Genomic DNA, 22,838 nt, shown 5'->3' with positions numbered 1-22,838 from the left:
ACAATGGATAAATTTCGTGTACAGGGGCCAACGCGTCTCCAGGGCGAAGTCACAATTTCTGGCGCGAAAAACGCCGCGCTGCCAATCCTTTTTGCTGCGCTGCTCGCGGAAGAGCCGGTAGAAATTCAAAACGTACCGAAGCTGAAAGATATCGACACCACCATGAAGTTGCTCACCCAGTTGGGCACTAAAGTCGAGCGTAATGGTTCCGTCTGGATCGACGCCAGTAACGTAAACAACTTCTCTGCCCCTTACGATCTGGTGAAAACCATGCGTGCTTCCATCTGGGCGCTTGGTCCGCTGGTGGCGCGTTTTGGCCAGGGGCAGGTTTCACTGCCGGGCGGTTGCGCTATCGGTGCGCGTCCGGTTGACCTGCATATCTTTGGTCTGGAAAAACTGGGCGCAGAGATCAAGCTGGAAGAAGGTTACGTCAAAGCGTCCGTCAACGGGCGTCTGAAAGGCGCGCACATTGTCATGGACAAAGTGAGCGTGGGCGCAACGGTCACCATTATGTCTGCGGCGACGCTGGCAGAAGGCACCACGATCATCGAAAACGCCGCGCGTGAGCCGGAAATTGTGGATACCGCCAACTTCCTCGTGGCGCTGGGTGCGAAGATTTCCGGTCAGGGTACTGACCGCATCACCATCGAAGGCGTTGAGCGTCTGGGCGGCGGTGTTTATCGCGTACTGCCGGACCGTATCGAAACCGGTACTTTCCTGGTGGCTGCGGCGATCTCTGGCGGTAAAATTGTCTGCCGTAATGCACAGCCTGACACCCTGGACGCGGTGCTAGCGAAGCTGCGTGATGCGGGTGCGGATATCGAAATCGGTGAAGACTGGATCAGCCTGGATATGCATGGCCAGCGTCCAAAAGCGGTCAATGTACGTACGGCGCCGCATCCGGCGTTCCCGACCGACATGCAGGCGCAGTTCACCCTGCTGAACCTGGTCGCCGAAGGTACCGGCTTCATCACTGAAACCATTTTCGAGAACCGCTTCATGCACGTACCGGAGCTGATCCGTATGGGCGCACATGCAGAGATCGAGAGTAATACCGTGATTTGCCACGGCGTTGAGAAACTGTCTGGCGCTCAGGTGATGGCCACCGATCTGCGTGCGTCTGCAAGCCTGGTGCTGGCGGGTTGTATCGCGGAAGGCACAACGATTGTGGATCGTATTTATCACATCGATCGTGGTTACGAACGTATCGAAGATAAACTGCGCGCGCTGGGTGCGAATATCGAGCGTGTGAAGGGCGAGTAATCTTTCCGGCAGCCCCCTGCCAGAAATGACCGGGGGGTTGCTGTTCCTGTCAAAAAACGCATTATTCCTGCGTTTCTTTCTTTGCCTTTCTCTGGCGAATCATCCGCGATCTGTCGATAAATTCATGGGTTACTGGATCGTGGTAGCGCGAAGGCCAGATGATCCACGGATGCGTATCCAGTGCCGTTGCGATAATTAACTCTCCTTTAGGCCAGGGGCGGGTCAGGGCGTTTGCGAGGGTTGAAGAACTCAGTCCATGGCGGCGGGACTCTGCAGCCAGTGAAGTGCCTCTTTTGCGCAGTGCCGCAATGATATCAGCCGTGTGCCAGTCGATAAATTTCGTATCCATAACGCTGTCCTTAAGTTCGGATTCACCTACGCCGTTTCTTCTGAAACGACGGGCTTACTATACCCATTTCAAACTGTTGTTCTAAAAAGTTCGCGTTACTTGAAGGGATATTCAGAATAAGGAATGGCTTTATTCATGCGGTCTCTAAACCGATAAATTTACATGAATACGTAATTTACTGGGGTGTACTGGAATCTCCCCGCGATGGCGCGGGGAGAAACAAGGGGGTTAACGGTCGCGCTGAACGGCGATGTGGGCCAGACCAATTAGCGCATCGCGCCATGGGCTGTCTGGGATTACCTGCAGTGCAGCGATGGCTTTATCCGCTTCTTCTTCCGCGCGCTGACGGGTCCACTCCAGCGATCCGCAGATGGCCATAGTTTCCAGTACAGGTTCCAGAAGATGGCGGCCATTTCCCTGCTCAATCGCTTCACGGATCATTTTCGCCTGGTCGGCAGTTCCGTTGCGCATTGCGTGAAGCAGCGGCAGGGTTGGTTTGCCTTCGTTCAGGTCATCACCCACGTTTTTGCCGAGCGTCTCACCGTCCGCACTGTAGTCCAGCAAATCGTCAATTAACTGGAATGCCGTACCCAGATAACGACCATAGTCCTGCAGCCCTTTTTCCTGTGCCTCGGTACAGTCCGCCAGAATGCCGGAGCACTGGGCGGCCGCCTCAAACAGGCGCGCGGTTTTACTGTAAATCACACGCATGTAGTTTTCTTCGGTGATGTCAGGGTCGTTGACGTTCATCAGCTGCAGCACTTCGCCTTCTGCAATAACGTTAACGGCTTCGGACATCACCTCCAGCACTTTCAGGGAACCCAGACTGGTCATCATCTGGAAGGCGCGGGTATAAATAAAATCCCCCACCAGTACGCTGGCTGCGTTTCCGAAAGCGGCATTTGCCGTGGCTTTTCCACGACGCATATCCGATTCATCCACAACGTCATCATGCAGAAGCGTCGCCGTGTGAATAAATTCGATGAGTGCTGCGATCGTGATGTGGGCATTTCCCTCATAACCAACGGCTCTGGCAGCCAGAATGGCGATCATCGGACGAATGCGTTTACCGCCGCCGCTGACAATGTAATAGCCCAACTGATTGATCAGCTGAACGTCAGAGTTGAGTTGCTCCAGGATTGCTGCATTCACACCCGCCATATCTTGCGCGGTTAACTCGTTGATTTTTTCTAAATTCATCGCAAAAGCCGGGCTTTTTATCCTGTTGATCCCATCTACAATGGGGTAACGAAGGGTTTCGGTTTATCAATAGTAGTGCTGATTGTACTGAAAAAACGGCTCAGATAAACGTTACCGTACGCGTTGTGTTTTTTTTCTTCATGTATTGACGGTAGCACTTGTCAAAGGCTCGCGTTTTGCGTAATATTCGCGCCCTATTGTGAATATTTATAGCGCACTCTGAATCATACGAGGACGTGCGCGGAAGCGGAGTTTATATGTACGCGGTTTTCCAAAGTGGTGGTAAACAACACCGAGTAAGCGAAGGTCAGACCGTTCGCCTGGAAAAGCTGGACATCGCAACTGGCGAATCTGTTGAATTCGCAGAAGTTCTGATGATCGCAAACGGTGAAGAAGTCAAAATCGGCGTTCCTTTCGTTGATGGCGGCGTTATCAAAGCTGAAGTTGTTGCACACGGTCGTGGCGAGAAAGTTAAAATCGTTAAGTTTCGTCGTCGTAAGCACTACCGTAAGCAGCAGGGCCACCGTCAGTGGTTCACTGATGTGAAAATTACTGGCATCAGCGCCTAAGACCTGAGGAGAGATTTAAATGGCACATAAAAAGGCTGGCGGCTCCACACGTAACGGTCGCGATTCAGAAGCTAAACGCCTTGGCGTTAAGCGTTTCGGTGGCGAATCCGTTCTGGCGGGTAGCATCATCGTTCGTCAACGTGGTACCAAATTCCACGCTGGCAACAACGTAGGTTGCGGTCGTGACCACACTCTGTTTGCTAAAGCAGACGGTAAAGTGAAATTTGAAGTTAAAGGCCCGAACAACCGTAAATACATCAGCATCGTTGCTGAGTAAGGTTTTCTCGGTCCGGTAACGGATTAAAGCCCCGCAACGTGTTGCGGGGCTTTTTACATTGGAAACCCGGAAAATTTTCTGTAGGGAAAACGGGCATGAAGCAGCAGGCCGGCATAGGTATTCTTTTGGCGCTCACCACCGCAATGTGCTGGGGCGCGCTGCCAATTGCAATGAAGCAGGTACTGGAAGTGATGGAGCCGCCTACGGTGGTCTTTTATCGCTTTCTGATGGCAAGCATCGGCCTCGGGGCCATTCTGGCTGTCAAAGGTAAGCTTCCACCTTTGCGACTCTTCCGTAAACCGCGCTGGCTGGTGTTGCTGGCTATCGCGACGGGCGGTCTGTTTGGTAACTTCATCCTGTTCAGCTCTTCCCTGCAATACCTTAGCCCTACGGCGTCACAGGTGATTGGTCAGCTTTCACCCGTGGGCATGATGGTCGCCAGCGTCTTTATCCTTAAGGAGAAGATGCGCGGTACGCAGATTATCGGGGCGAGCATGCTGCTATGCGGTCTGGTGATGTTCTTCAACACCAGTCTGCTGGAGATTTTTACCCGACTGACGGATTACACGTGGGGTGTGATCTTCGGTGTCGGGGCAGCAACGGTCTGGGTGAGTTATGGCGTCGCGCAAAAGGTGTTATTGCGTCGTCTTGCCTCACAGCAGATCCTCTTTTTGCTGTACACTTTGTGTACAATAGCATTGCTGCCATTAGCAAAGCCGGGTGTGATTACCCAGCTTAGCGACTGGCAACTGGCGTGCCTCATTTTTTGTGGGCTGAACACGCTGGTCGGTTATGGCGCGCTGGCCGAAGCGATGGCGCGCTGGCAGGCAGCACAGGTGAGCGCGTTAATTACGCTTACTCCGCTGTTTACGCTGTTATTTTCAGATTTGTTATCAATGGCCTGGCCCGATGTCTTCGTCAGACCGATGCTCAACCTGTTGGGTTATCTCGGTGCGTTTGTCGTGGTTGCGGGCGCGATGTATTCCGCCATTGGTCATCGTCTTTGGGGACGTTGGCGCAAAAATGAAGCGGTTGTAGTAGTCCCCCGCTCAGGCGAATGAGTTACGGAGAGTAAAATGAAGTTTGTTGATGAAGCGACGATCCTGGTCGTGGCTGGTGATGGCGGCAATGGTTGCGTGAGCTTCCGCCGTGAAAAATATATCCCACGTGGCGGTCCTGACGGCGGCGACGGCGGGGATGGTGGTGACGTGTGGCTGGAGGCGGATGAGAACCTCAACACGCTGATCGACTACCGTTTCGAGAAATCCTTCCGCGCTGAACGTGGCCAGAACGGCCAGAGCCGTGACTGTACCGGGAAACGTGGAAAAGACGTCACCATTAAGGTTCCGGTCGGTACGCGTGTGATTGACCAGGGAACCGGTGAAACCATGGGTGACATGACCAAACACGGTCAGCGCCTGATGGTTGCGAAAGGCGGCTGGCACGGTCTGGGTAACAGCCGTTTCAAATCTTCCGTTAACCGTACGCCGCGTCAGAAAACGATGGGTACACCGGGCGATAAGCGCGATCTGCAGCTGGAGCTGATGCTTCTGGCAGACGTGGGCATGCTGGGTATGCCAAACGCCGGTAAATCGACGTTTATTCGCGCTGTCTCTGCTGCAAAACCAAAAGTGGCGGACTATCCGTTTACCACCCTGGTACCAAGCCTTGGCGTTGTCCGTATGGATAACGAGAAGAGCTTTGTGGTTGCCGATATCCCGGGTCTAATTGAAGGCGCGGCGGAAGGGGCGGGGCTGGGTATCCGCTTCCTGAAACACCTTGAGCGTTGCCGTGTACTGCTGCATCTCATCGATATCGATCCTATCGACGGTTCCGATCCGGTTGAAAATGCCCGCATCATTATCGGTGAGCTGGAAAAATACAGCGAAAAACTGGCGAATAAACCACGCTGGCTGGTCTTCAACAAGATCGACCTGATGGATAAAGCCGAAGCGGAAGCGAAAGCCAAAGCGATTGCAGAAGCGATGGGTTGGGAAGATAAATACTACCTGATCTCTGCGGCAAGCCAGGTTGGCGTGAAAGATCTGTGCTGGGATGTGATGACCTTTATCATCGAAAACCCAATTGTTCAGGCGGAAGAAGCTAAGCAGCCTGAAAAAGTCGAATTCATGTGGGATGACTACCACCGCCAGCAGCTCGAAGAGCTGGAAGCGGAAGAAGATGATGAAGACTGGGACGATGACTGGGATGAAGACGACGAAGAAGGCGTCGAGTTCATCTACAAGCACTAATATCTGTCCAAAGCCCCCATTATGGGGGCTTTTTTTATTCCAGCGTTGATGGCAACCAGCAGCTGGCGATTAAGCCGCCCTCAGCGCCATTTTCTAGCGTCAGCTTGCCGCGGTGGAGCTGCACGATGCGTTGCACGATACTCAGGCCCAGACCACTGCCACCGTAGCGCTGGTCAAGACGACGGAATGGCTCCGTAATTGACTGCCGGTGGGCTTCATCAATACCGGGCCCCTGATCGATAACGCTGACCTGAGTACCGCCTTCAACTTCGTTTAATGTCACTTCAATCGTTGTCCCTGACGGGCTGTATCGTCCGGCATTCTCCAGCAGGTTTCGCAGCATCAGGCGCAGAAGCACTGCGTCTCCCTGAACCGTGAGCGCGCTCCTGGCCGGCCATATCACCGTATGCTCTTTGGCTTCATGCTCAAGACCAAGCGGCATAATGATATTGTCCGTCCAGTTAACGGTATCGTAGTGGCCGCTGGCCATTGCCTGTCCGGCCCGGGCCAGCATCAGCAGTTGTTCAACGGTATGCATGAGCTGATCGATGCGGCTGATTAACGTCGCGGCCTGTGGCGCGCCAGACTGCGCCATGAGCTCCAGATGGAGCCGGATCCCGGCAAGGGGCGTTCGCAGTTCGTGTGCGGCGTCTGCGGTGAATAGACGCTCCTGCTGAATGGTATTATCCAGCCTGGCGAGTAACTGGTTCAGGGAAGTGGTGACCGCACCAATTTCTTCCATGTCGGAATACATAGGGAGCGGGGTTAAGTTATCCGCCGAACGGTTAGCCAGGCTGGCGCGCAGTTTATTCAGGGGCCGGGTTATCCAGGTAACTGCCCAGAATGAAAACAGCAGCGTGAAACCGACCATCACCAGAGAAGGAACGAGAAGAGAGGCAATCGCTTCGCGGATCTCTTTCTCGACATGGTTATTGCGGGCTTTGGCAGACAACGTTTCACTGACCAGAAAACCAATCTGTTCACGGCTTTCATGCCACAGCCAGATAACGCTTATCAACTGGAAAAATAACAGAATGACCGCCAGCAGCACCATCAGGCGCCGACGCATGCTGTTCATTTCTGGCTCTCCAGGCGATAACCAACGCCACGGACAGTTTTGATCCTGTCTTTGCCGAGCTTACGACGCAGGTTGTGAATATGGACTTCAAGGGTATTTGACCCCGGATCGTCCTGCCAGGAGTAGATATCCTGCTGGAGGGTTTCTCTGTGCACCGTTTGCCCGCTGCGCATGATCAGACGCGTAAGCAGGGCGAACTCTTTTGGGGTCACCTCAACCGGTTGGGCCTGGCGCAGTACCTGCTGGGTTTGCAGATTCAGCGTAATATCGCCGTCGGTGAGTAAGTTGTCACTGTGCCCCTGATAGCGGCGAATCAACGCGCGCACCCGGGCCTGCAGCTCCGCAAGTGCAAAAGGCTTCACCAGGTAATCATCAGCACCGGCATCAAGGCCGGTGATACGATCTTCAATGGCATCGCGTGCTGTCAGGATCAATACCGGGTTGGCGATACCGCGACGTCGCCACTGGGTCAGGAGCGTGGCGCCGTCTTTGTCAGGCAAACCCAAATCGAGGATCACCAGACTGTATTCGCCGCTCTGAATCAGGGCATCCGCCTCCGCCGCCGTGCTGGCACAGTCGAGTGCATACCCTTCATTGGCCAGACCCAGCGCCAGCCCTTCCTGCAATAACAGATCGTCTTCAACTATGAGTAGTTTCATCGCTAGTTATTCTGATAAATGTCCTTATAGAGCCTGCTTTCGAAGCGAACAAGCGGAATACGGCGATTGCGCTGGTCGGTCGGTTCGACGGCATAGCCGGAAAGATACTGCACGAATGCCATGCGTTGTCCGCTGGCGGTAGTGATGAAGCCTGCAAGGTTGTAAACCCCCTGCAGTGAACCGGTTTTGGCGGATACTTTGCCATCCACACCGGCAGCGTGAAGCCCGGCGCGGTACTGCAACGAACCATCATGACCGGCCAGTGGCAGCATTGAAATAAAGTTTAGCTCAGTGTCATGCTGTGCAATGTACTGTAGCACTTGCATCATTGTGGCCGGAGAGATCAAATTATGACGCGATAATCCGGAGCCATCGACGGCAATGGTATTACCCAGATCGATCCCTGCCTGCTGGCGCAGGATCTGACGAACCGCGTCAGAGCCCGCGCGCCAGGTTCCCGGCACGCCAAACCGTGCGTGACCAATCATGCGGAACACGGTGTCGGCAATCATGTTGTCAGATTTTTTCAGCATAATTCGCAGCAAATCGTGCAGCGGCGGAGACTGCTTGCTGGCGATGACCGTGCCGGGCTGGTTGACCTGCGTCTGACGAAGCAACGTGCCGGAGTAGGTTATTCCCGCTTGTTTCAGCTCATCTTTCAGAATGGCGCCCGCGTAGCTGGCACCGTCCTGTATCGCAAAGGCCAGCGGCAGCGGATCGGCACGCTGCGTCAGGCAGCCGGTAAGCGTGAAGCGGTTAAGATCGCCTGGCACCACATCCAGTTCGCAATACTGTGCATCCGGGGATCCCTTGGCCAGCGTGCGGACCTGGCTAAACATCGTGACCGGGTAGTAGGATGCTATGCGGATAAACGCTAAGTCATCAGGCTTTGGCGCGCTGTAAAGCGAAACCGAGAAGCAGTTACGGTCAACAATCGCGGCGGCGGGTGGGGCGCTAAAGCATTGCGTCATATCGTTCCACGGCCAGCCTGGGGCTTTATCGTGGCTGGCAAAGATGGACGTATCTATCAGCACATTGCCATCAATCCTCTGCACGCCGGTTTTTTTCAGTACCGCAACCATATTGCGGATATCCTGGCGTTTAAAGGTCGGGTCACCGCCAAAGCGGGCGATAAGATCGCCTTTCAGTTCGCCACCCTCGACGTTACCTTTGGTCTCAAGTGTGGTGGTAAACCGGAAGTCGGGCCCAAGTTGAAGGAGGGCGGCAAGCGCAGTAATCACCTTCTGGGTACTGGCAGGCAGGGCCATCTGTTGACTGTGGTAGTCAATCTCTGGCGTCTGCGCCCCGACCTTTTGCACCATCAAGGCAAGGTTGGCACCTGCGGGCAGTTGATTAATATACTCATCAACATTCGCGGCCTGAACGCTGAACGTTATACTGGTAGTCAATCCGATGATAAATCTGGAAAATCGCATAATCTCGCGCTAACAACCCGAAAACAAACCGTCATACTACGGTGCATAGCACTGCAAAGTAAACGATGACCCATAGTGAACTTCGCGGTAAAATGCATATCAAATTGAAAATTGCTGCTGACCTGGGGCGTTGCTCCCGGGTCGGTTTTCTTTTTGCTTCTGGCCTGCTCATGAGGGCCGGGGCAGGGAACACTGCTCCCAACAGGAATGTTTAAGAGGTATAACAAATGCAAGCTATTCCGATGACCTTACGTGGTGCCGAAAAACTGCGCGAAGAGCTGGATTTCCTGAAATCCGTTCGTCGTCCTGAAATCATCGCCGCTATCGCGGATGCGCGCGAGCATGGCGACCTGAAAGAGAACGCTGAATATCACGCCGCGCGTGAGCAGCAGGGCTTCTGTGAAGGGCGTATTAAAGATATCGAAGCAAAACTGTCCAACGCGCAGGTTATTGATATCACTAAGATGCCTAATAATGGCCGCGTGATTTTCGGTGCAACCGTTACCGTGCTTAACCTCGACAGCGACGAAGAGCAGACGTATCGCATCGTGGGTGATGATGAAGCAGACTTCAAACAGAACCTGATTTCGGTGAACTCACCGATTGCTCGCGGCCTGATTGGCAAAGAGCAGGATGATGTTGTCACCATCCGCACCCCAGGTGGTGAAGTGGAATATGAAATTATCAAGGTTGAATACCTGTAATTCGCCTCTCTGCTAAGATGTTGATACATTGTAAAGAAAAGAAAAAGGCCGCATAGCGGCCTTTTAACAACTCAAGGAGCGTGGCATTTTGCTCACCTGCTGACAGAAATCCCTCGTTTTACACAGAAAATGTGTTCAATTCAGGATATCCTTAACGTGGCAGCGAGATTTTGCGCTCTTTAGATGGGCGATAGAGCACCAGCGTTTTACCGATGACCTGTACATTACAGGCACCGGTTTCGCGCACGATGGCTTCCACGATCAGGTTTTTAGTGTCTCTGTCTTCAGAGGCGATTTTCACCTTGATCAGCTCGTGGTGTTCCAGCGCTTGTTCAATCTCGGCAAGCACCCCTTCGGTCAAACCATTGTTGCCAAGCATAACTACAGGCTTGAGCGGATGTGCCAGACCTTTAAGGTGCTGTTTTTGTTTAGTACTCAGATTCATCGTATATTTTTGCTTACGTTGGGATTGAAAACGGTTCATTCTACCGCCATCTCCCTAATATCGCCAAACAGCAGCGTAGAAATTTACGCCAAAGGTAAGCAACGATGAACCCGGACGGAAATGTTAAATGACAGGTAAAAAGCGTTCTGCCAGTTCCAGCCGCTGGCTTCAGGAACACTTTAGCGATAAATATGTTCTGCAGGCGCAGAAAAAGGGGTTACGTTCCCGCGCCTGGTTTAAACTTGATGAAATACAGCAAAGTGACAAACTTTTTAAGCCGGGGATGACGGTTGTCGACCTCGGTGCAGCACCTGGCGGATGGTCCCAGTATGCGGTAACGCAGATCGGCGGAGCGGGTCGAATCATCGCATGCGATCTTTTACCAATGGATCCCATCGTTGGTGTCGACTTTCTTCAGGGCGATTTTCGTGACGAATTAGTGCTAAAAGCGTTACTTGAACGTGTGGGTGACAGTAAGGTCCAGGTTGTCATGTCTGATATGGCACCAAATATGTGCGGAACACCGGCGGTGGATATCCCTCGCGGCATGTATCTGGTGGAGCTAGCGTTAGAAATGTGTCGTGATGTACTAGCGCCTGGTGGTAGTTTTGTTGTGAAGGTGTTTCAGGGCGAAGGTTTCGAGGAGTACCTTAAGGAAATTCGCTCCCTGTTTGCGAAGGTTAAAGTTCGTAAACCGGACTCTTCCCGGGCGCGTTCCCGTGAAGTGTATATTGTAGCGACCGGGCGAAAATGATAACCGGTAGATTTCAGGCGAAAGTTTGAATGAAACTGGATATAGAGTATCCTGACGCTGTTTTTAACACAGTTGTAATGTGAGGTTAATCCCTTGAGTGACATGGCGAAAAACCTAATTCTCTGGCTGGTCATTGCCGTCGTGCTGATGTCAGTATTCCAGAGCTTTGGGCCCAGCGAGTCGAATGGCCGCAAGGTGGATTATTCTACCTTCCTGCAGGAGGTCAATCAGGACCAGGTTCGCGAAGCGCGTATCAACGGACGTGAGATAAACGTTACCAAGAAAGATAGTAACCGTTACACGACCTACATCCCGGTGAACGATCCTAAGCTGCTTGATAACCTTCTGACCAAAAACGTCAAAGTGGTCGGCGAGCCGCCAGAAGAACCAAGCCTGCTGGCTTCTATCTTCATTTCCTGGTTCCCGATGCTGCTTCTTATCGGCGTCTGGATCTTCTTTATGCGTCAGATGCAGGGCGGCGGTGGCAAAGGTGCCATGTCGTTCGGTAAGAGCAAGGCGCGTATGCTGACGGAAGACCAGATCAAGACCACGTTCGCTGACGTCGCCGGGTGTGACGAAGCGAAAGAAGAGGTGGGTGAGCTGGTTGAATACCTGCGCGAACCGAGCCGTTTCCAGAAACTGGGCGGTAAGATCCCGAAAGGCGTGCTGATGGTTGGCCCTCCGGGTACCGGTAAAACCCTGCTGGCGAAAGCCATTGCGGGTGAAGCGAAGGTGCCGTTCTTTACTATTTCTGGTTCTGACTTCGTAGAAATGTTCGTGGGTGTCGGTGCATCTCGTGTGCGTGACATGTTCGAGCAGGCGAAGAAGGCAGCACCGTGCATTATCTTCATCGATGAAATCGACGCCGTAGGCCGCCAGCGTGGCGCAGGTCTGGGCGGTGGTCACGATGAACGCGAGCAGACGCTGAACCAGATGCTGGTTGAGATGGACGGCTTCGAAGGTAACGAAGGTATCATCGTTATCGCAGCGACTAACCGTCCGGATGTACTTGACCCGGCGCTGCTGCGTCCAGGCCGTTTCGACCGTCAGGTTGTGGTCGGTCTGCCGGATGTTCGCGGTCGTGAACAGATTCTGAAAGTCCACATGCGTCGCGTACCGCTGGCGCCAGATATCGACGCGGCAATCATTGCGCGCGGTACCCCGGGCTTCTCCGGTGCGGACCTGGCTAACCTGGTCAACGAAGCAGCACTGTTTGCCGCTCGCGGTAACAAGCGCGTGGTGTCCATGGTGGAGTTCGAGAAAGCGAAAGACAAGATCATGATGGGTGCGGAACGCCGCTCCATGGTGATGACGGAAGCGCAGAAAGAGTCCACAGCATACCACGAAGCAGGCCACGCGATTATCGGTCGTCTGGTGCCGGAACACGATCCGGTGCATAAGGTGACGATTATTCCTCGCGGTCGTGCACTGGGTGTTACCTTCTTCCTGCCTGAGGGCGACGCGATCAGCGCCAGCCGTCAGAAACTGGAAAGCCAGATTTCTACCCTCTACGGTGGTCGTCTGGCGGAAGAGATTATCTACGGTGTTGAACATGTTTCTACCGGTGCGTCCAACGACATTAAAGTTGCGACAAACCTGGCGCGTAACATGGTGACGCAGTGGGGCTTCTCCGACAAACTCGGTCCGCTGCTGTACGCAGAGGAAGAGGGCGAAGTCTTCCTGGGCCGTTCTGTGGCGAAAGCGAAACATATGTCCGATGAGACGGCACGTATCATCGATCAGGAAGTTAAGTCTTTGGTTGAGCGTAACTATGCACGTGCTCGCCAGATCCTGAACGACAATATGGACATCCTGCATTCGATGAAAGATGCGCTCATGAAATATGAGACCATCGATGCACCGCAGATTGACGACCTGATGGCGCGCCGCGAAGTGCGTCCGCCAGCGGGCTGGGAAGATCCAGGCGCGTCCAATAATTCTGACAATAATGGCACCCCGCGTGCGCCGCGTCCGGTTGATGAACCGCGTACGCCAAACCCGGGCAACACCATGTCAGAACAGTTGGGCGATAAGTAAGTTACTGCTGTTGAAGCATTTGTCCGTACCTCAAACCCTGGAGCTTGCTCCGGGGTTTTTCATTTCTGTTTAACCGTATAAATACCAGGGATTTCGCCATGAAATTATTCGCCCAGGACTCGCATCTCGATCTTTCACATCCTCATGTGATGGGGATCCTGAATGTTACCCCTGACTCCTTCTCTGACGGCGGCACGCATAACACGCTTATTGAGGCGGTTAAGCACGCAAATTTAATGATTAATGCAGGTGCCACCATCATTGACGTTGGCGGCGAATCGACGCGTCCGGGGGCGGCGGACGTGTCCGTGGAAGAAGAGCTGGCGCGCGTGGTGCCGGTGGTGGAAGCAATTGCACAACGCTTCGAAGTATGGATATCCGTAGACACTTCCAAACCTGAAGTGATCCGTGAAGTGGCGAAAGTGGGCGCTCACATTATCAATGATATTCGTTCACTCACCGAGCCGGGCGCGATTGAAGCGGCAGCGGAAACCGGGCTGCCCGTTTGTCTTATGCATATGCAGGGTCAGCCGAAAACGATGCAGGAAGCGCCGAAGTACGACGATGTCTTTGCCGACGTGAATCGCTTCTTTATTGAGCATATCGCGCGCTGCGAACGTGCAGGTATCCCAAAAGAGAAATTGCTGCTCGACCCGGGGTTCGGTTTCGGTAAAAATCTCTCACACAATTATGCGTTGCTAGCACGCCTATCGGAATTTCATCACTTTGACCTGCCGCTACTGGTGGGGATGTCGAGAAAGTCGATGATTGGTCAGTTACTGAATGTTGGGCCAGCTGAACGCCTGAGTGGGAGTCTGGCCTGCGCGGTGATTGCGGCGATGCAGGGCGCACACATTATTCGTGTCCATGACGTCAAAGAAACAGTAGAAGCCATGCGTGTGGTGGAAGCCACACTGGCAGCGAAGGAAAACAAACGCTATGAGTAATCGTAAATATTTTGGTACCGATGGTATCCGTGGGCGTGTAGGCGATGCTCCAATCACCCCTGATTTTGTTCTGAAGCTCGGCTGGGCTGCTGGCAAGGTACTGGCGCGTCATGGTTCCCGTAAGATCATTATCGGTAAAGATACCCGTATTTCAGGCTATATGCTGGAGTCTGCTCTGGAAGCCGGCCTGGCGGCGGCTGGGCTTTCTGCCTCCTTTACTGGCCCAATGCCAACGCCTGCGGTCGCATACCTGACCCGCACCTTCCGCGCCGAAGCGGGGATTGTCATCTCGGCTTCTCACAACCCGTTCTATGACAACGGCATCAAGTTCTTCTCCATCGATGGCACCAAGCTGCCGGACGAAGTGGAAGAAGCAATCGAAGCCGAAATGGAAAAAGAGATCACCTGTGTTGATTCCGCAGAGCTGGGTAAAGCGAACCGTATTGTCGATGCGGCGGGTCGTTATATCGAATTCTGTAAAGGCACCTTCCCAAATGAGCTGAGCCTGGCGCACCTTAAAATTGTGGTGGACTGTGCCAATGGCGCGACCTATCACATCGCCCCGAATGTCTTCCGCGAGCTTGGCGCGAAGGTGATTACCATTGGCTGTGAGCCGGATGGTCTGAACATTAATGAGCAGGTCGGTGCAACTGACGTTCGTGCCCTGCAGGCGCGCGTTCTGGCGGAAAAAGCCGATCTGGGCATTGCGCTTGACGGCGACGGCGACCGCGTGATCATGGTCGACCACGAAGGCAATAAAGTCGACGGGGACCAGATCCTTTACATCATCGCGCGTGAAGGCCTGCGTCAGGGTCAGCTGCGCGGCGGCGCCGTCGGTACCCTGATGAGTAACATGGGCCTGGAACTGGCGCTGAAACAGCTCGGTATTCCGTTTGTCCGCGCGAAAGTGGGTGACCGCTATGTGCTGGAAAAACTGCAGGAGAAGGGCTGGCGTATTGGTGCAGAAAACTCCGGTCACGTGATCCTGCTCGACAAAACGACCACCGGAGACGGTATCGTGGCCGCGCTGCAGGTGGTTGCCGCGATGGCGCGCAACCACATGAGCCTGCACGATCTCTGCAGCGGAATGAAAATGTTCCCACAAATCCTGGTGAACGTGCGCTTCACTGCCGGCAAAGGCGATCCGCTGGAAAATGAGAACGTGAAAGCGGTAATGGCTGACGTTGAAGCGGCGCTGGGCAATCGTGGACGCGTGCTGCTGCGTAAGTCTGGCACCGAACCGCTGATCCGCGTCATGGTGGAAGGTGAAGACGAAGCGCAGGTCAATGAGTTTGCACACCGTATTGCGGATGCTGTAAAAGCTGCATAATCTTGCACGCTAAATGTTTAAAAAGGCGGCTTTTGTCGCCTTTGTTTTAAGCAATTAATGGCTTTTTGCTGTTTTTTTCCGCAGTTGATACAATGCGTCAAAAATGCCCTTGCGAAGGTCATTCGCTTTGGTTAGTATTCACACCCGCTTCAGTGGGAAACAAAAATCCTGCTAATTGGTCGAAGCATTGGTATGCGGCAAATCCGCAAGGAACAGGTTGATTATGTACGAAGCTCTTTTAGTTATTTTCCTTATTGTAGCCATCGCTCTCGTAGCGCTGATTATGCTGCAGCAAGGTAAAGGCGCTGATATGGGAGCCTCCTTCGGAGCAGGCGCTTCCGGTACGCTGTTTGGTTCAAGTGGTTCTGCGAACTTCATGACCCGCACAACGGCGATTCTGGCTACGCTGTTCTTCATCATCAGCCTGGTGCTTGGCAATATCAACAGCAACAAGACCAGTAAAGGAAGCGAGTGGGAAAATCTGAGCGCGCCAGCTAAAACTGAGCAAACTCAGCCAGCTGCACCGGCTAAGCCGACTAGCGATATCCCGCACTAAGTATTCTGTACCGAGGTGGTGGAATTGGTAGACACGCTACCTTGAGGTGGTAGTGCCCTAACGGGCTTGTGGGTTCGAGTCCCATCCTCGGTACCAATATTCCAGAAGAAAGACGTCGAAAGACGTCTTTTTTTTCGTCTGTACTTTTTGTTGTTCGTAGGCCCGGTCAGCGCAGCGCCACCGGGCAAAATGGCGGGTGGCGCTGCGCTGACCCGCCCTACAAAAGGCCACAAAAAAGGCGTCCAGTGGACGCCTTTTACATTCACATCAGCGATTACTTCTTATCGCTGTGCTCCAGGTTTTCAACCTGCGGCAGGCCGTTACCTGAGTTTGCGGAGAGCAGGCCATTCTCAACATAGTTGAACAGCTTCTCACGGGTATCGGTGATATCCAGGTTACGCATGGTCAACTGCCCAATACGATCGTCCGGCGAGAACACGGATTCACCTTTCTCCATGGTCAGACGCTCTGCTTTATAGGTCAGGTTGTCAGACACGGTATTCAGGATGGAGTAGTCGTTACCGCGACGCAGCTCCAGGGTAACTTCACCGGTGATCGCACTTGCTACCCAACGCTGCAGCGCATCACGCAGCATCAGCGCCTGTGGATCGAACCAGCGGCCCTGATACAGCAGTTTACCCAACTGGCGGCCATGAGAGTGATACTGCTCAATGGTGTCTTCGTTGTGAATACCAGTCAGCAGACGCTCGTAAGCGATGTGCAGCAGCGCCATTCCCGGGGCTTCATAGATGCCACGGCTCTTCGCTTCGATGATACGGTTTTCAATCTGATCGCTCATGCCCAGACCGTGACGACCGCCAATACGGTTAGCTTCCAGCATCAGCTCAACGTCATCAGAGAAGGTTTTACCGTTCAGCGCAACCGGATGGCCGCGTTCAAAACGTACGGTCACTTCTTCGGCCTGGATTTTGACATTCTCGTCCCAGAACTTCACCCCCATGATTGGGTTCACGATCTTCACGCTGGAGTTCAGGAACTCCAGGTCTTTCGCTTCGTGCGTCGCACCCAGCATATTGGAGTCGGTGGAGTAGGCTTTCTCAACGGACATCTTATAGTCAAAACCGCAGGCGATCATAAACTCGGACATCTCATGACGACCACCCAGCTCGTCGATGAAGTCGGTATCCAGCCACGGTTTGTAGATCTGCAGTTCGGCGTTGGTCAGCAGGCCATAACGATAGAAGCGTTCGATATCGTTACCTTTATAGGTGCTGCCGTCGCCCCAGATGTTCACACCGTCTTCTTTCATGGCGGCAACGAGCATAGTGCCGGTGACTGCGCGGCCCAGCGGGGTGGTGTTGAAATAGGTCAGGCCGCCGGTGGTGTTATGGAAAGCACCACACTGAATAGCCGCAATACCTTCAGCGACCAGTTGTTTACGGCAGTCAATCAGGCGCGCGTTCTCTGCACCATACTCTTTAGCGCGACGAGGAATAGCATCATAGTCTTCCTCGTCCGGCTGACCCAGGTTCGCAGTATATGCATACGGAACCGCTCCCTTCTGGCGCATCCACAGCAGTGCAGCGCTGGTATCCAGGCCGCCTGAGAAAGCGATGCCAATACGTTGTCCTACAGGAAGATGCTTGAGAATCGTCGTCATAGAATAAAACCCTGCTTGATTGACTGATTAGAGACCGCTTTCGCTCTCTTGTGCATTTTTATGCAAAATAAGTGAGTATTCATTTAATCATCTTTTGGCGAAGACCGGAAGAGACTCATGCGTTTTTTGTAAAAATTTTGGTCTGATCGAGCTGACGGAAGTCGCCTTGACAGGTGGGGTCAACTATCAATATACTAAACGCCGATTTTACGTCCCGTCTTCGGTACCAAATCCCAGCATTATTTGCAAATTCTGTCCAAAACGCGTAGAATTTGCCACGTTTCAGGCGCGGGGTGGAGCAGCCTGGTAGCTCGTCGGGCTCATAACCCGAAGGTCGTCGGTTCAAATCCGGCCCCCGCAACCACTTTCCCATAAAGTTCTTTTTCAAATATACTGTGAAGACTTAGAGCCTTCGTAGCTGGATTTGAAAAAATTCTTTCGGAGAGTGCTCCAGGCCACAGTTGTGGCTATAGGGTTCAGTTATCTAAAGCCCCGATTTATCGGGGTTTTTTGTTATCTGACTACAGAATAACTGGGCTTTACGCCCTTTTTTTATGTCTTGGGGGTGGGCTTGTCCACATTAGAGCAAAAATTAACAGAGATGATTACTGCACCGGTCGAAGCACTGGGCTACGAACTGGTCGGCATCGAATTCGTTCGCGGCCGTACATCGACGCTGCGCATCTATATTGATAGTGAAGATGGCATCAATGTTGATGATTGTGCTGATGTTAGCCACCAGGTGAGTGCGGTTCTTGATGTTGAAGACCCGATTACCGTTGCGTACAACCTGGAAGTTTCCTCACCTGGCCTCGATCGCCCGATGTTCACGGCCGAGCACTATGTGCGCTTTACCGGTGAAGAAGTGGCTCTCGTTCTGCGTATGGCCGTACAGAACCGCCGTAAATGGCAGGGAATTATCAAAGCCGTTGATGGTGAAATGATCACGGTGACAGTCGACGGCAAAGATGAAGTGTTCGCGCTGAGTAATATCCAGAAGGCGAACCTGGTTCCCCACTTTTAACAGTCTGGATTGAGGTGAAAAGCCCGCGATGAACAAAGAAATTTTGGCTGTTGTTGAAGCCGTCTCCAACGAGAAATCACTGCCGCGTGAGAAGATTTTCGAAGCGCTGGAAAGTGCACTGGCTACAGCAACCAAGAAAAAATACGAACAAGAGATCGATGTTCGCGTAGAAATCGATCGTAAAAGCGGTGACTTCGATACATTCCGTCGTTGGGTAATCGTTGAAGAAGTGACCCAGCCGACCAAAGAGATCACGCTGGAAGCGGCACGTTTTGAAGACGAAAGTCTGAACGTGGGTGAATACGTTGAAGATCAGATTGAATCTGTTACGTTTGACCGTATCACCACCCAGACCGCTAAACAGGTTATCGTGCAGAAAGTTCGCGAAGCCGAGCGCGCGCTGGTTGTCGATCAGTTCCGCGATCAGGAAGGCGAGATCATCACTGGCGTGGTGAAGAAGGTGAACCGCGACAACATCTCCCTGGAGATCAAATCCGAAGGGTTGCCGGGTAACGCTGAAGCCGTGATCCTGCGTGAAGATATGCTGCCGCGTGAAAACTTCCGTCCAGGCGACCGTATCCGTGGTGTTCTGTACGCTGTGCGTCCAGAAGCGCGCGGTGCGCAGCTGTTCGTGACCCGTTCTAAACCAGAAATGCTGGTAGAACTGTTCCGTATCGAAGTACCGGAAATCGGCGAAGAAGTTATTGAGATTAAAGCGGCGGCTCGCGATCCGGGCTCCCGTGCGAAAATTGCGGTGAAAACCAACGACAAGCGTATCGACCCGGTCGGTGCTTGCGTCGGTATGCGCGGTGCGCGTGTTCAGGCAGTCTCTACTGAGCTGGGCGGCGAACGTATTGATATCGTTCTGTGGGATGACAACCCAGCGCAGTTCGTGATCAACGCAATGGCTCCAGCTGATGTGGCGTCTATCGTTGTTGACGAAGACAAACACACTATGGATATCGCTGTTGAAGCGGGCAACCTGGCGCAGGCAATCGGCCGTAACGGTCAGAACGTACGCCTGGCATCTCAGCTGAGCGGCTGGGAACTCAACGTTATGACCGTTGATGACCTGCAGGCTAAGCATCAGGCTGAAGCCCATGCGGCGATCGATACCTTCACCAAATACCTGGATATTGACGAAGATTTCGCCACTGTTCTGGTTGAAGAAGGTTTCTCTACGCTGGAAGAACTGGCCTATGTGCCAATGAAAGAGCTGCTGGAAATTGACGGCCTGGATGAACCAACCGTTGAAGCCCTGCGTGAACGCGCTAAAAACGCACTGACCACCCTGGCACTGGCTCAGGAAGAAAGCCTTGGCGATAAGAAGCCGGCTGATGACCTGCTGAATCTGGAAGGTCTTGATCGTGCGATTGCGTTCAAGCTGGCTGCCCGTGGTGTTTGTACGCTGGAAGATCTCGCTGAGCAAGGCGTTGATGACCTGGCTGATATCGAAGGTTTAACCGACGAGAAAGCCGGCGAGCTCATCATGGCCGCACGTAATATTTGCTGGTTCGGCGACGAAGCGTAATAAACTGTAGCAGGAAGGAACAGCATGACTGATGTAACTGTAAAATCGCTGGCTGCTGAGATTCAGACCTCCGTGGACCGCCTGGTACAGCAATTTGCTGATGCAGGGATCCCGAAGTCCGCTGATGACTCGGTGACCGCGCAAGAAAAACAAACCTTGTTAACGCACCTGAACCGCGAACACGGTTCTACGCCTGACAAGTTAACGCTGCAGCGCAAAACGCGCAGCACGTTAAACATCCCTGGTACCGGTGGCAAAAGCAAATCGGTACAAATTGAAGTCCGCAAGACGCGCACCTTTGTAAAACGTGATCCGCAAGAGGCAGAACGCCTTGCCGCGGAAGAGCAGGCACAGCGTGAAGCGGAAGAACAAGCTCAGCGTGAGGCGGAAGCAACCGCTAAACGTGAAGCAGAATTAAAAGCTGAACGTGAGGCCGCAGAAAAAGCGAAACGCGACGCAAGTGATAAAGCGAAGCGTGACGCTGCGGAAAAAGACAAAGTGAGCAATCAACAGACAGACGAAATGACAAAAACCGCCCAGGCTGAAAAAGCCCGCCGTGAAAATGAAGCTGCCGAGCTGAAGCGTAAAGCGGAAGAAGAAGCCCGCCGTAAGCTGGAAGAAGAAGCTCGCCGCGTGGCCGAAGAAGCGCGCCGTATGGCAGAAGAAAACGAGAAGAACGGTGTGAATGTCGCTGAAACGACTGAAGATACCAGCGACTATCACGTGACCACTTCTCAGCATGCGCGTCAGGCTGAAGATGACAACGACCGTGAGGTTGAAGGTGGCCGCAGCCGTACTCGCAGCACCAAAGCTGCACGCCCGGCGAAAAAAGGCAACAAGCACGCTGAATCCAAAGCTGACCGTGAAGAAGCACGCGCAGCCGTTCGCGGTGGTAAAGGCGGTAAGCGTAAAGGTTCCGCTCTGCAGCAGGGCTTCCAGAAGCCTGCTCAGGCCGTTAACCGTGACGTTGTGATTGGCGAAACCATCACCGTTGGCGATCTGGCGAACAAGATGGCCGTTAAAGGCTCTCAGGTCATCAAAGCGATGATGAAGCTGGGCGCTATGGCAACCATCAACCAGGTCATCGACCAGGAAACCGCACAGCTGGTTGCTGAAGAGATGGGCCACAAAGTTATCCTGCGTCGTGAAAACGAGCTGGAAGAAGCGGTAATGAGCGACCGTGACACAGGCGCAGCGGCTGAACCGCGTGCACCTGTTGTGACCATCATGGGTCACGTTGACCACGGTAAAACCTCTCTGCTCGACTACATTCGTTCTACGAAGGTTGCCTCTGGTGAAGCGGGTGGTATTACCCAGCACATCGGTGCTTACCACGTAGAAACAGAAAACGGCATGATCACCTTCCTGGATACCCCAGGCCACGCAGCGTTTACCTCAATGCGTGCTCGTGGTGCTCAGGCAACGGATATCGTTGTACTGGTTGTTGCTGCAGACGACGGCGTGATGCCACAGACCATCGAAGCTATTCAGCACGCGAAAGCGGCGCAGGTGCCTCTGGTTGTTGCAGTCAACAAAATCGATAAGCCAGAAGCTGATATGGACCGCGTGAAGAACGAACTGTCCCAGTACGGCGTTATGCCGGAAGAGTGGGGCGGTGAAGCGCAGTTCATCCCAGTATCTGCTAAAGCGGGTACCGGTATTGACGACCTGCTGAACGCTATCCTGCTGCAGGCTGAAGTTCTGGAGCTGAAAGCTATCCGTAACGGTATGGCGAGCGGCGCGGTGATCGAATCCTTCCTGGATAAAGGTCGTGGTCCGGTTGCTACTGTTCTGGTTCGCGAAGGCACGCTGAACAAAGGCGACATCGTTCTGTGTGGCTTCGAATACGGCCGCGTTCGTGCGATGCGTAACGAACTGGGTCAGGAAGTGCTGGAAGCGGGTCCGTCCATTCCAGTTGAAATCCTGGGTCTGTCCGGTGTTCCGGCTGCCGGTGATGAAGTGACCGTGGTGCGTGACGAGAAGAAAGCGCGTGAAGTGGCACTGTATCGTCAGGGCAAATTCCGCGAAGTTAAACTGGCTCGTCAGCAGAAATCTAAACTCGAGAACATGTTTGCTAACATGACCGAGGGTGAAGTTCACGAAGTGAACGTTGTCCTGAAAGCCGACGTTCAGGGTTCTGTGGAAGCGATCTCCGACTCCTTGCTGAAACTGTCTACCGACGAAGTTAAAGTGAAGATCATCGGTTCTGGCGTAGGTGGTATCACCGAAACCGACGCCACCCTGGCTGCTGCCTCTAACGCTATCCTGGTTGGCTTCAACGTTCGTGCTGACGCCTCTGCGCGTAAAGTTATCGACGCTGAAAGTCTGGATCTGCGTTACTACTCCGTCATCTATAACCTGATTGACGAAGTGAAAGCAGCAATGAGCGGCATGCTGTCGCCAGAGCTGAAACAGCAGATCATCGGTCTGGCTGAAGTGCGTGACGTGTTCAAATCACCGAAATTCGGTGCGATCGCGGGCTGTATGGTTACCGAAGGTACCATCAAACGTCACAACCCAATCCGCGTCCTGCGTGACAACGTGGTTATCTACGAAGGTGAGCTGGAATCTCTGCGCCGCTTCAAAGATGACGTTAACGAAGTTCGTAACGGCATGGAATGTGGTATCGGCGTGAAGAACTACAACGACGTTCGCGTTGGCGATATGATCGAAGTGTTCGAGATCATCGAAATTCAGCGTACCATCGCTTAATCTTCGTCGGCTTTTGGGCCGCTACTGCGTTGGCTGCGCTCGTTCACCCCGGTCACATAGTTATCTATGCTCCCGGGGATTCACGAGCTTGCCG

At 53.3% G+C, this 22,838-nt stretch carries 21 protein-coding genes and 2 tRNA genes; 16 read left to right on the top strand and 7 right to left on the bottom strand.

Translation table 11 applies throughout. The annotated features are described in order from the left end of the window. Nucleotides 1-3: 3 nt before the first annotated feature. Entirely contained in the window at nucleotides 4-1,263 is a 1,260-nt protein-coding gene (gene murA / locus ACWHWP_RS21175) for a UDP-N-acetylglucosamine 1-carboxyvinyltransferase (RefSeq protein WP_025756701.1), read from the top strand. A gap of 61 nt (nucleotides 1,264-1,324) precedes the next feature. Here the strand turns inward: murA and sfsB are convergent, their stop codons facing one another. Together sfsB and ispB are read right to left on the bottom strand one after the other, a co-directional pair. Continuing rightward, nucleotides 1,325-1,612 (bottom strand): DNA-binding transcriptional regulator SfsB, encoded by a 288-nt coding sequence (sfsB, locus tag ACWHWP_RS21170; RefSeq protein ID WP_447856326.1) that lies wholly within the window; start codon nucleotides 1,610-1,612, stop codon nucleotides 1,325-1,327. Nucleotides 1,613-1,840: 228 nt separating this feature from the next. After that, on the bottom strand, nucleotides 1,841-2,812 hold the full coding sequence (gene ispB / locus ACWHWP_RS21165) for an octaprenyl diphosphate synthase (RefSeq protein ID WP_047347704.1): 972 nt from the start codon (nucleotides 2,810-2,812) through the stop codon (nucleotides 1,841-1,843). Between the two features lie 257 nt (nucleotides 2,813-3,069). On the opposite strand from ispB, the gene rplU reads away from it, so the two are divergent. The 4 genes from rplU to cgtA all read left to right on the top strand — a co-directional run bounded on the left by rplU (nucleotide 3,070) and on the right by cgtA (nucleotide 5,910). Next, on the top strand, nucleotides 3,070-3,381 hold the full coding sequence (gene rplU / locus ACWHWP_RS21160; protein ID WP_003025032.1) for a 50S ribosomal protein L21: 312 nt from the start codon (nucleotides 3,070-3,072) through the stop codon (nucleotides 3,379-3,381). A gap of 19 nt (nucleotides 3,382-3,400) precedes the next feature. Continuing rightward, nucleotides 3,401-3,658 (top strand): 50S ribosomal protein L27, encoded by a 258-nt coding sequence (rpmA, locus tag ACWHWP_RS21155; protein ID WP_004385076.1) that lies wholly within the window; start codon nucleotides 3,401-3,403, stop codon nucleotides 3,656-3,658. A 95-nt stretch (nucleotides 3,659-3,753) separates the two neighbouring features. Then, a complete protein-coding gene (locus tag ACWHWP_RS21150; RefSeq protein WP_047347705.1) occupies nucleotides 3,754-4,719 on the top strand; it encodes a DMT family transporter in 966 nt (321 codons plus the stop codon). 15 nt (nucleotides 4,720-4,734) lie between these two features. Further along, a complete protein-coding gene (cgtA, locus tag ACWHWP_RS21145; protein ID WP_023333597.1) occupies nucleotides 4,735-5,910 on the top strand; it encodes an Obg family GTPase CgtA in 1,176 nt (391 codons plus the stop codon). A 34-nt stretch (nucleotides 5,911-5,944) separates the two neighbouring features. On the opposite strand, the gene pmrB is transcribed toward cgtA, so the two are convergent. From pmrB to dacB, 3 genes are read right to left on the bottom strand one after another with little or no spacing between them, the layout of a single operon-like run. Continuing rightward, on the bottom strand, nucleotides 5,945-6,988 hold the full coding sequence (gene pmrB / locus ACWHWP_RS21140) for a two-component system sensor histidine kinase PmrB (RefSeq protein WP_063957218.1): 1,044 nt from the start codon (nucleotides 6,986-6,988) through the stop codon (nucleotides 5,945-5,947). After that, nucleotides 6,985-7,647 (bottom strand): two-component system response regulator PmrA, encoded by a 663-nt coding sequence (gene pmrA, locus ACWHWP_RS21135; RefSeq protein WP_047347708.1) that lies wholly within the window; start codon nucleotides 7,645-7,647, stop codon nucleotides 6,985-6,987. Before pmrA ends, pmrB begins: the two co-directional genes overlap by 4 nt. 2 nt (nucleotides 7,648-7,649) lie before the next feature. After that, entirely contained in the window at nucleotides 7,650-9,083 is a 1,434-nt protein-coding gene (gene dacB, locus ACWHWP_RS21130; RefSeq protein ID WP_047347709.1) for a serine-type D-Ala-D-Ala carboxypeptidase, read from the bottom strand. Nucleotides 9,084-9,310: 227 nt separating this feature from the next. Here dacB and greA point away from each other — a divergent pair, with 227 nt between their 5' ends. Next, complete coding sequence (gene greA, locus ACWHWP_RS21125) at nucleotides 9,311-9,787, top strand: transcription elongation factor GreA (protein WP_047347710.1); 477 nt, start codon at nucleotides 9,311-9,313, stop codon at nucleotides 9,785-9,787. 151 nt (nucleotides 9,788-9,938) lie between these two features. Here greA and yhbY read toward each other — a convergent pair whose 3' ends face one another. Further along, nucleotides 9,939-10,232, bottom strand: a complete 294-nt coding sequence (gene yhbY / locus ACWHWP_RS21120; protein WP_003861814.1) for a ribosome assembly RNA-binding protein YhbY — start codon at nucleotides 10,230-10,232, stop codon at nucleotides 9,939-9,941. A gap of 127 nt (nucleotides 10,233-10,359) precedes the next feature. Between yhbY and rlmE the strand changes: the two genes are divergently transcribed. From rlmE to ACWHWP_RS21090, 6 genes are all read left to right on the top strand, one after another. Next, a complete protein-coding gene (gene rlmE / locus ACWHWP_RS21115; RefSeq protein ID WP_010436004.1) occupies nucleotides 10,360-10,986 on the top strand; it encodes a 23S rRNA (uridine(2552)-2'-O)-methyltransferase RlmE in 627 nt (208 codons plus the stop codon). 102 nt (nucleotides 10,987-11,088) lie between these two features. Then, the gene (gene ftsH, locus ACWHWP_RS21110; RefSeq protein ID WP_010436002.1) at nucleotides 11,089-13,023 is read left to right on the top strand and encodes an ATP-dependent zinc metalloprotease FtsH; all 1,935 of its coding nucleotides are present in this window, start codon (nucleotides 11,089-11,091) and stop codon (nucleotides 13,021-13,023) included. Between the two features lie 98 nt (nucleotides 13,024-13,121). After that, nucleotides 13,122-13,970: a dihydropteroate synthase gene (gene folP, locus ACWHWP_RS21105; RefSeq protein WP_059312170.1), complete on the top strand. Its 849-nt coding sequence runs from the start codon at nucleotides 13,122-13,124 to the stop codon at nucleotides 13,968-13,970. Next, nucleotides 13,963-15,300: a phosphoglucosamine mutase gene (gene glmM, locus ACWHWP_RS21100; protein ID WP_047347712.1), complete on the top strand. Its 1,338-nt coding sequence runs from the start codon at nucleotides 13,963-13,965 to the stop codon at nucleotides 15,298-15,300. Before folP ends, glmM begins: the two co-directional genes overlap by 8 nt. A 223-nt stretch (nucleotides 15,301-15,523) precedes the next feature. Further along, nucleotides 15,524-15,856, top strand: a complete 333-nt coding sequence (secG, locus tag ACWHWP_RS21095) for a preprotein translocase subunit SecG (protein ID WP_023333590.1) — start codon at nucleotides 15,524-15,526, stop codon at nucleotides 15,854-15,856. Between the two features lie 9 nt (nucleotides 15,857-15,865). Continuing rightward, nucleotides 15,866-15,952: transfer RNA gene (locus ACWHWP_RS21090), tRNA-Leu, on the top strand. Nucleotides 15,953-16,130: 178 nt separating this feature from the next. Here ACWHWP_RS21090 and argG read toward each other — a convergent pair. Next, nucleotides 16,131-17,477, bottom strand: coding sequence for an argininosuccinate synthase (gene argG, locus ACWHWP_RS21085; protein ID WP_047347713.1), 1,347 nt, complete (start codon nucleotides 17,475-17,477; stop codon nucleotides 16,131-16,133). Between the two features lie 287 nt (nucleotides 17,478-17,764). Between argG and ACWHWP_RS21080 the strand changes: the two genes are divergently transcribed. The 4 genes from ACWHWP_RS21080 (at nucleotide 17,765) to infB (ending at nucleotide 22,744) form a co-directional block, all read left to right on the top strand. Further along, nucleotides 17,765-17,841: transfer RNA gene (locus ACWHWP_RS21080), tRNA-Met, on the top strand. Between the two features lie 207 nt (nucleotides 17,842-18,048). Further along, entirely contained in the window at nucleotides 18,049-18,501 is a 453-nt protein-coding gene (gene rimP, locus ACWHWP_RS21075) for a ribosome maturation factor RimP (protein WP_032639709.1), read from the top strand. A gap of 28 nt (nucleotides 18,502-18,529) precedes the next feature. Beyond that, the gene (nusA, locus tag ACWHWP_RS21070; RefSeq protein ID WP_029739628.1) at nucleotides 18,530-20,032 is read left to right on the top strand and encodes a transcription termination factor NusA; all 1,503 of its coding nucleotides are present in this window, start codon (nucleotides 18,530-18,532) and stop codon (nucleotides 20,030-20,032) included. Between the two features lie 24 nt (nucleotides 20,033-20,056). Next, nucleotides 20,057-22,744, top strand: coding sequence for a translation initiation factor IF-2 (gene infB / locus ACWHWP_RS21065; RefSeq protein WP_047347714.1), 2,688 nt, complete (start codon nucleotides 20,057-20,059; stop codon nucleotides 22,742-22,744). Nucleotides 22,745-22,838: the final 94 nt, after the last annotated feature.

Source organism: Enterobacter sp. WI-ESBL-E8 (assembly GCF_053364895.1).
Note: the sequence above shows the minus strand (reverse complement) of the source record. Positions and strands in the feature narration are given on the sequence as shown.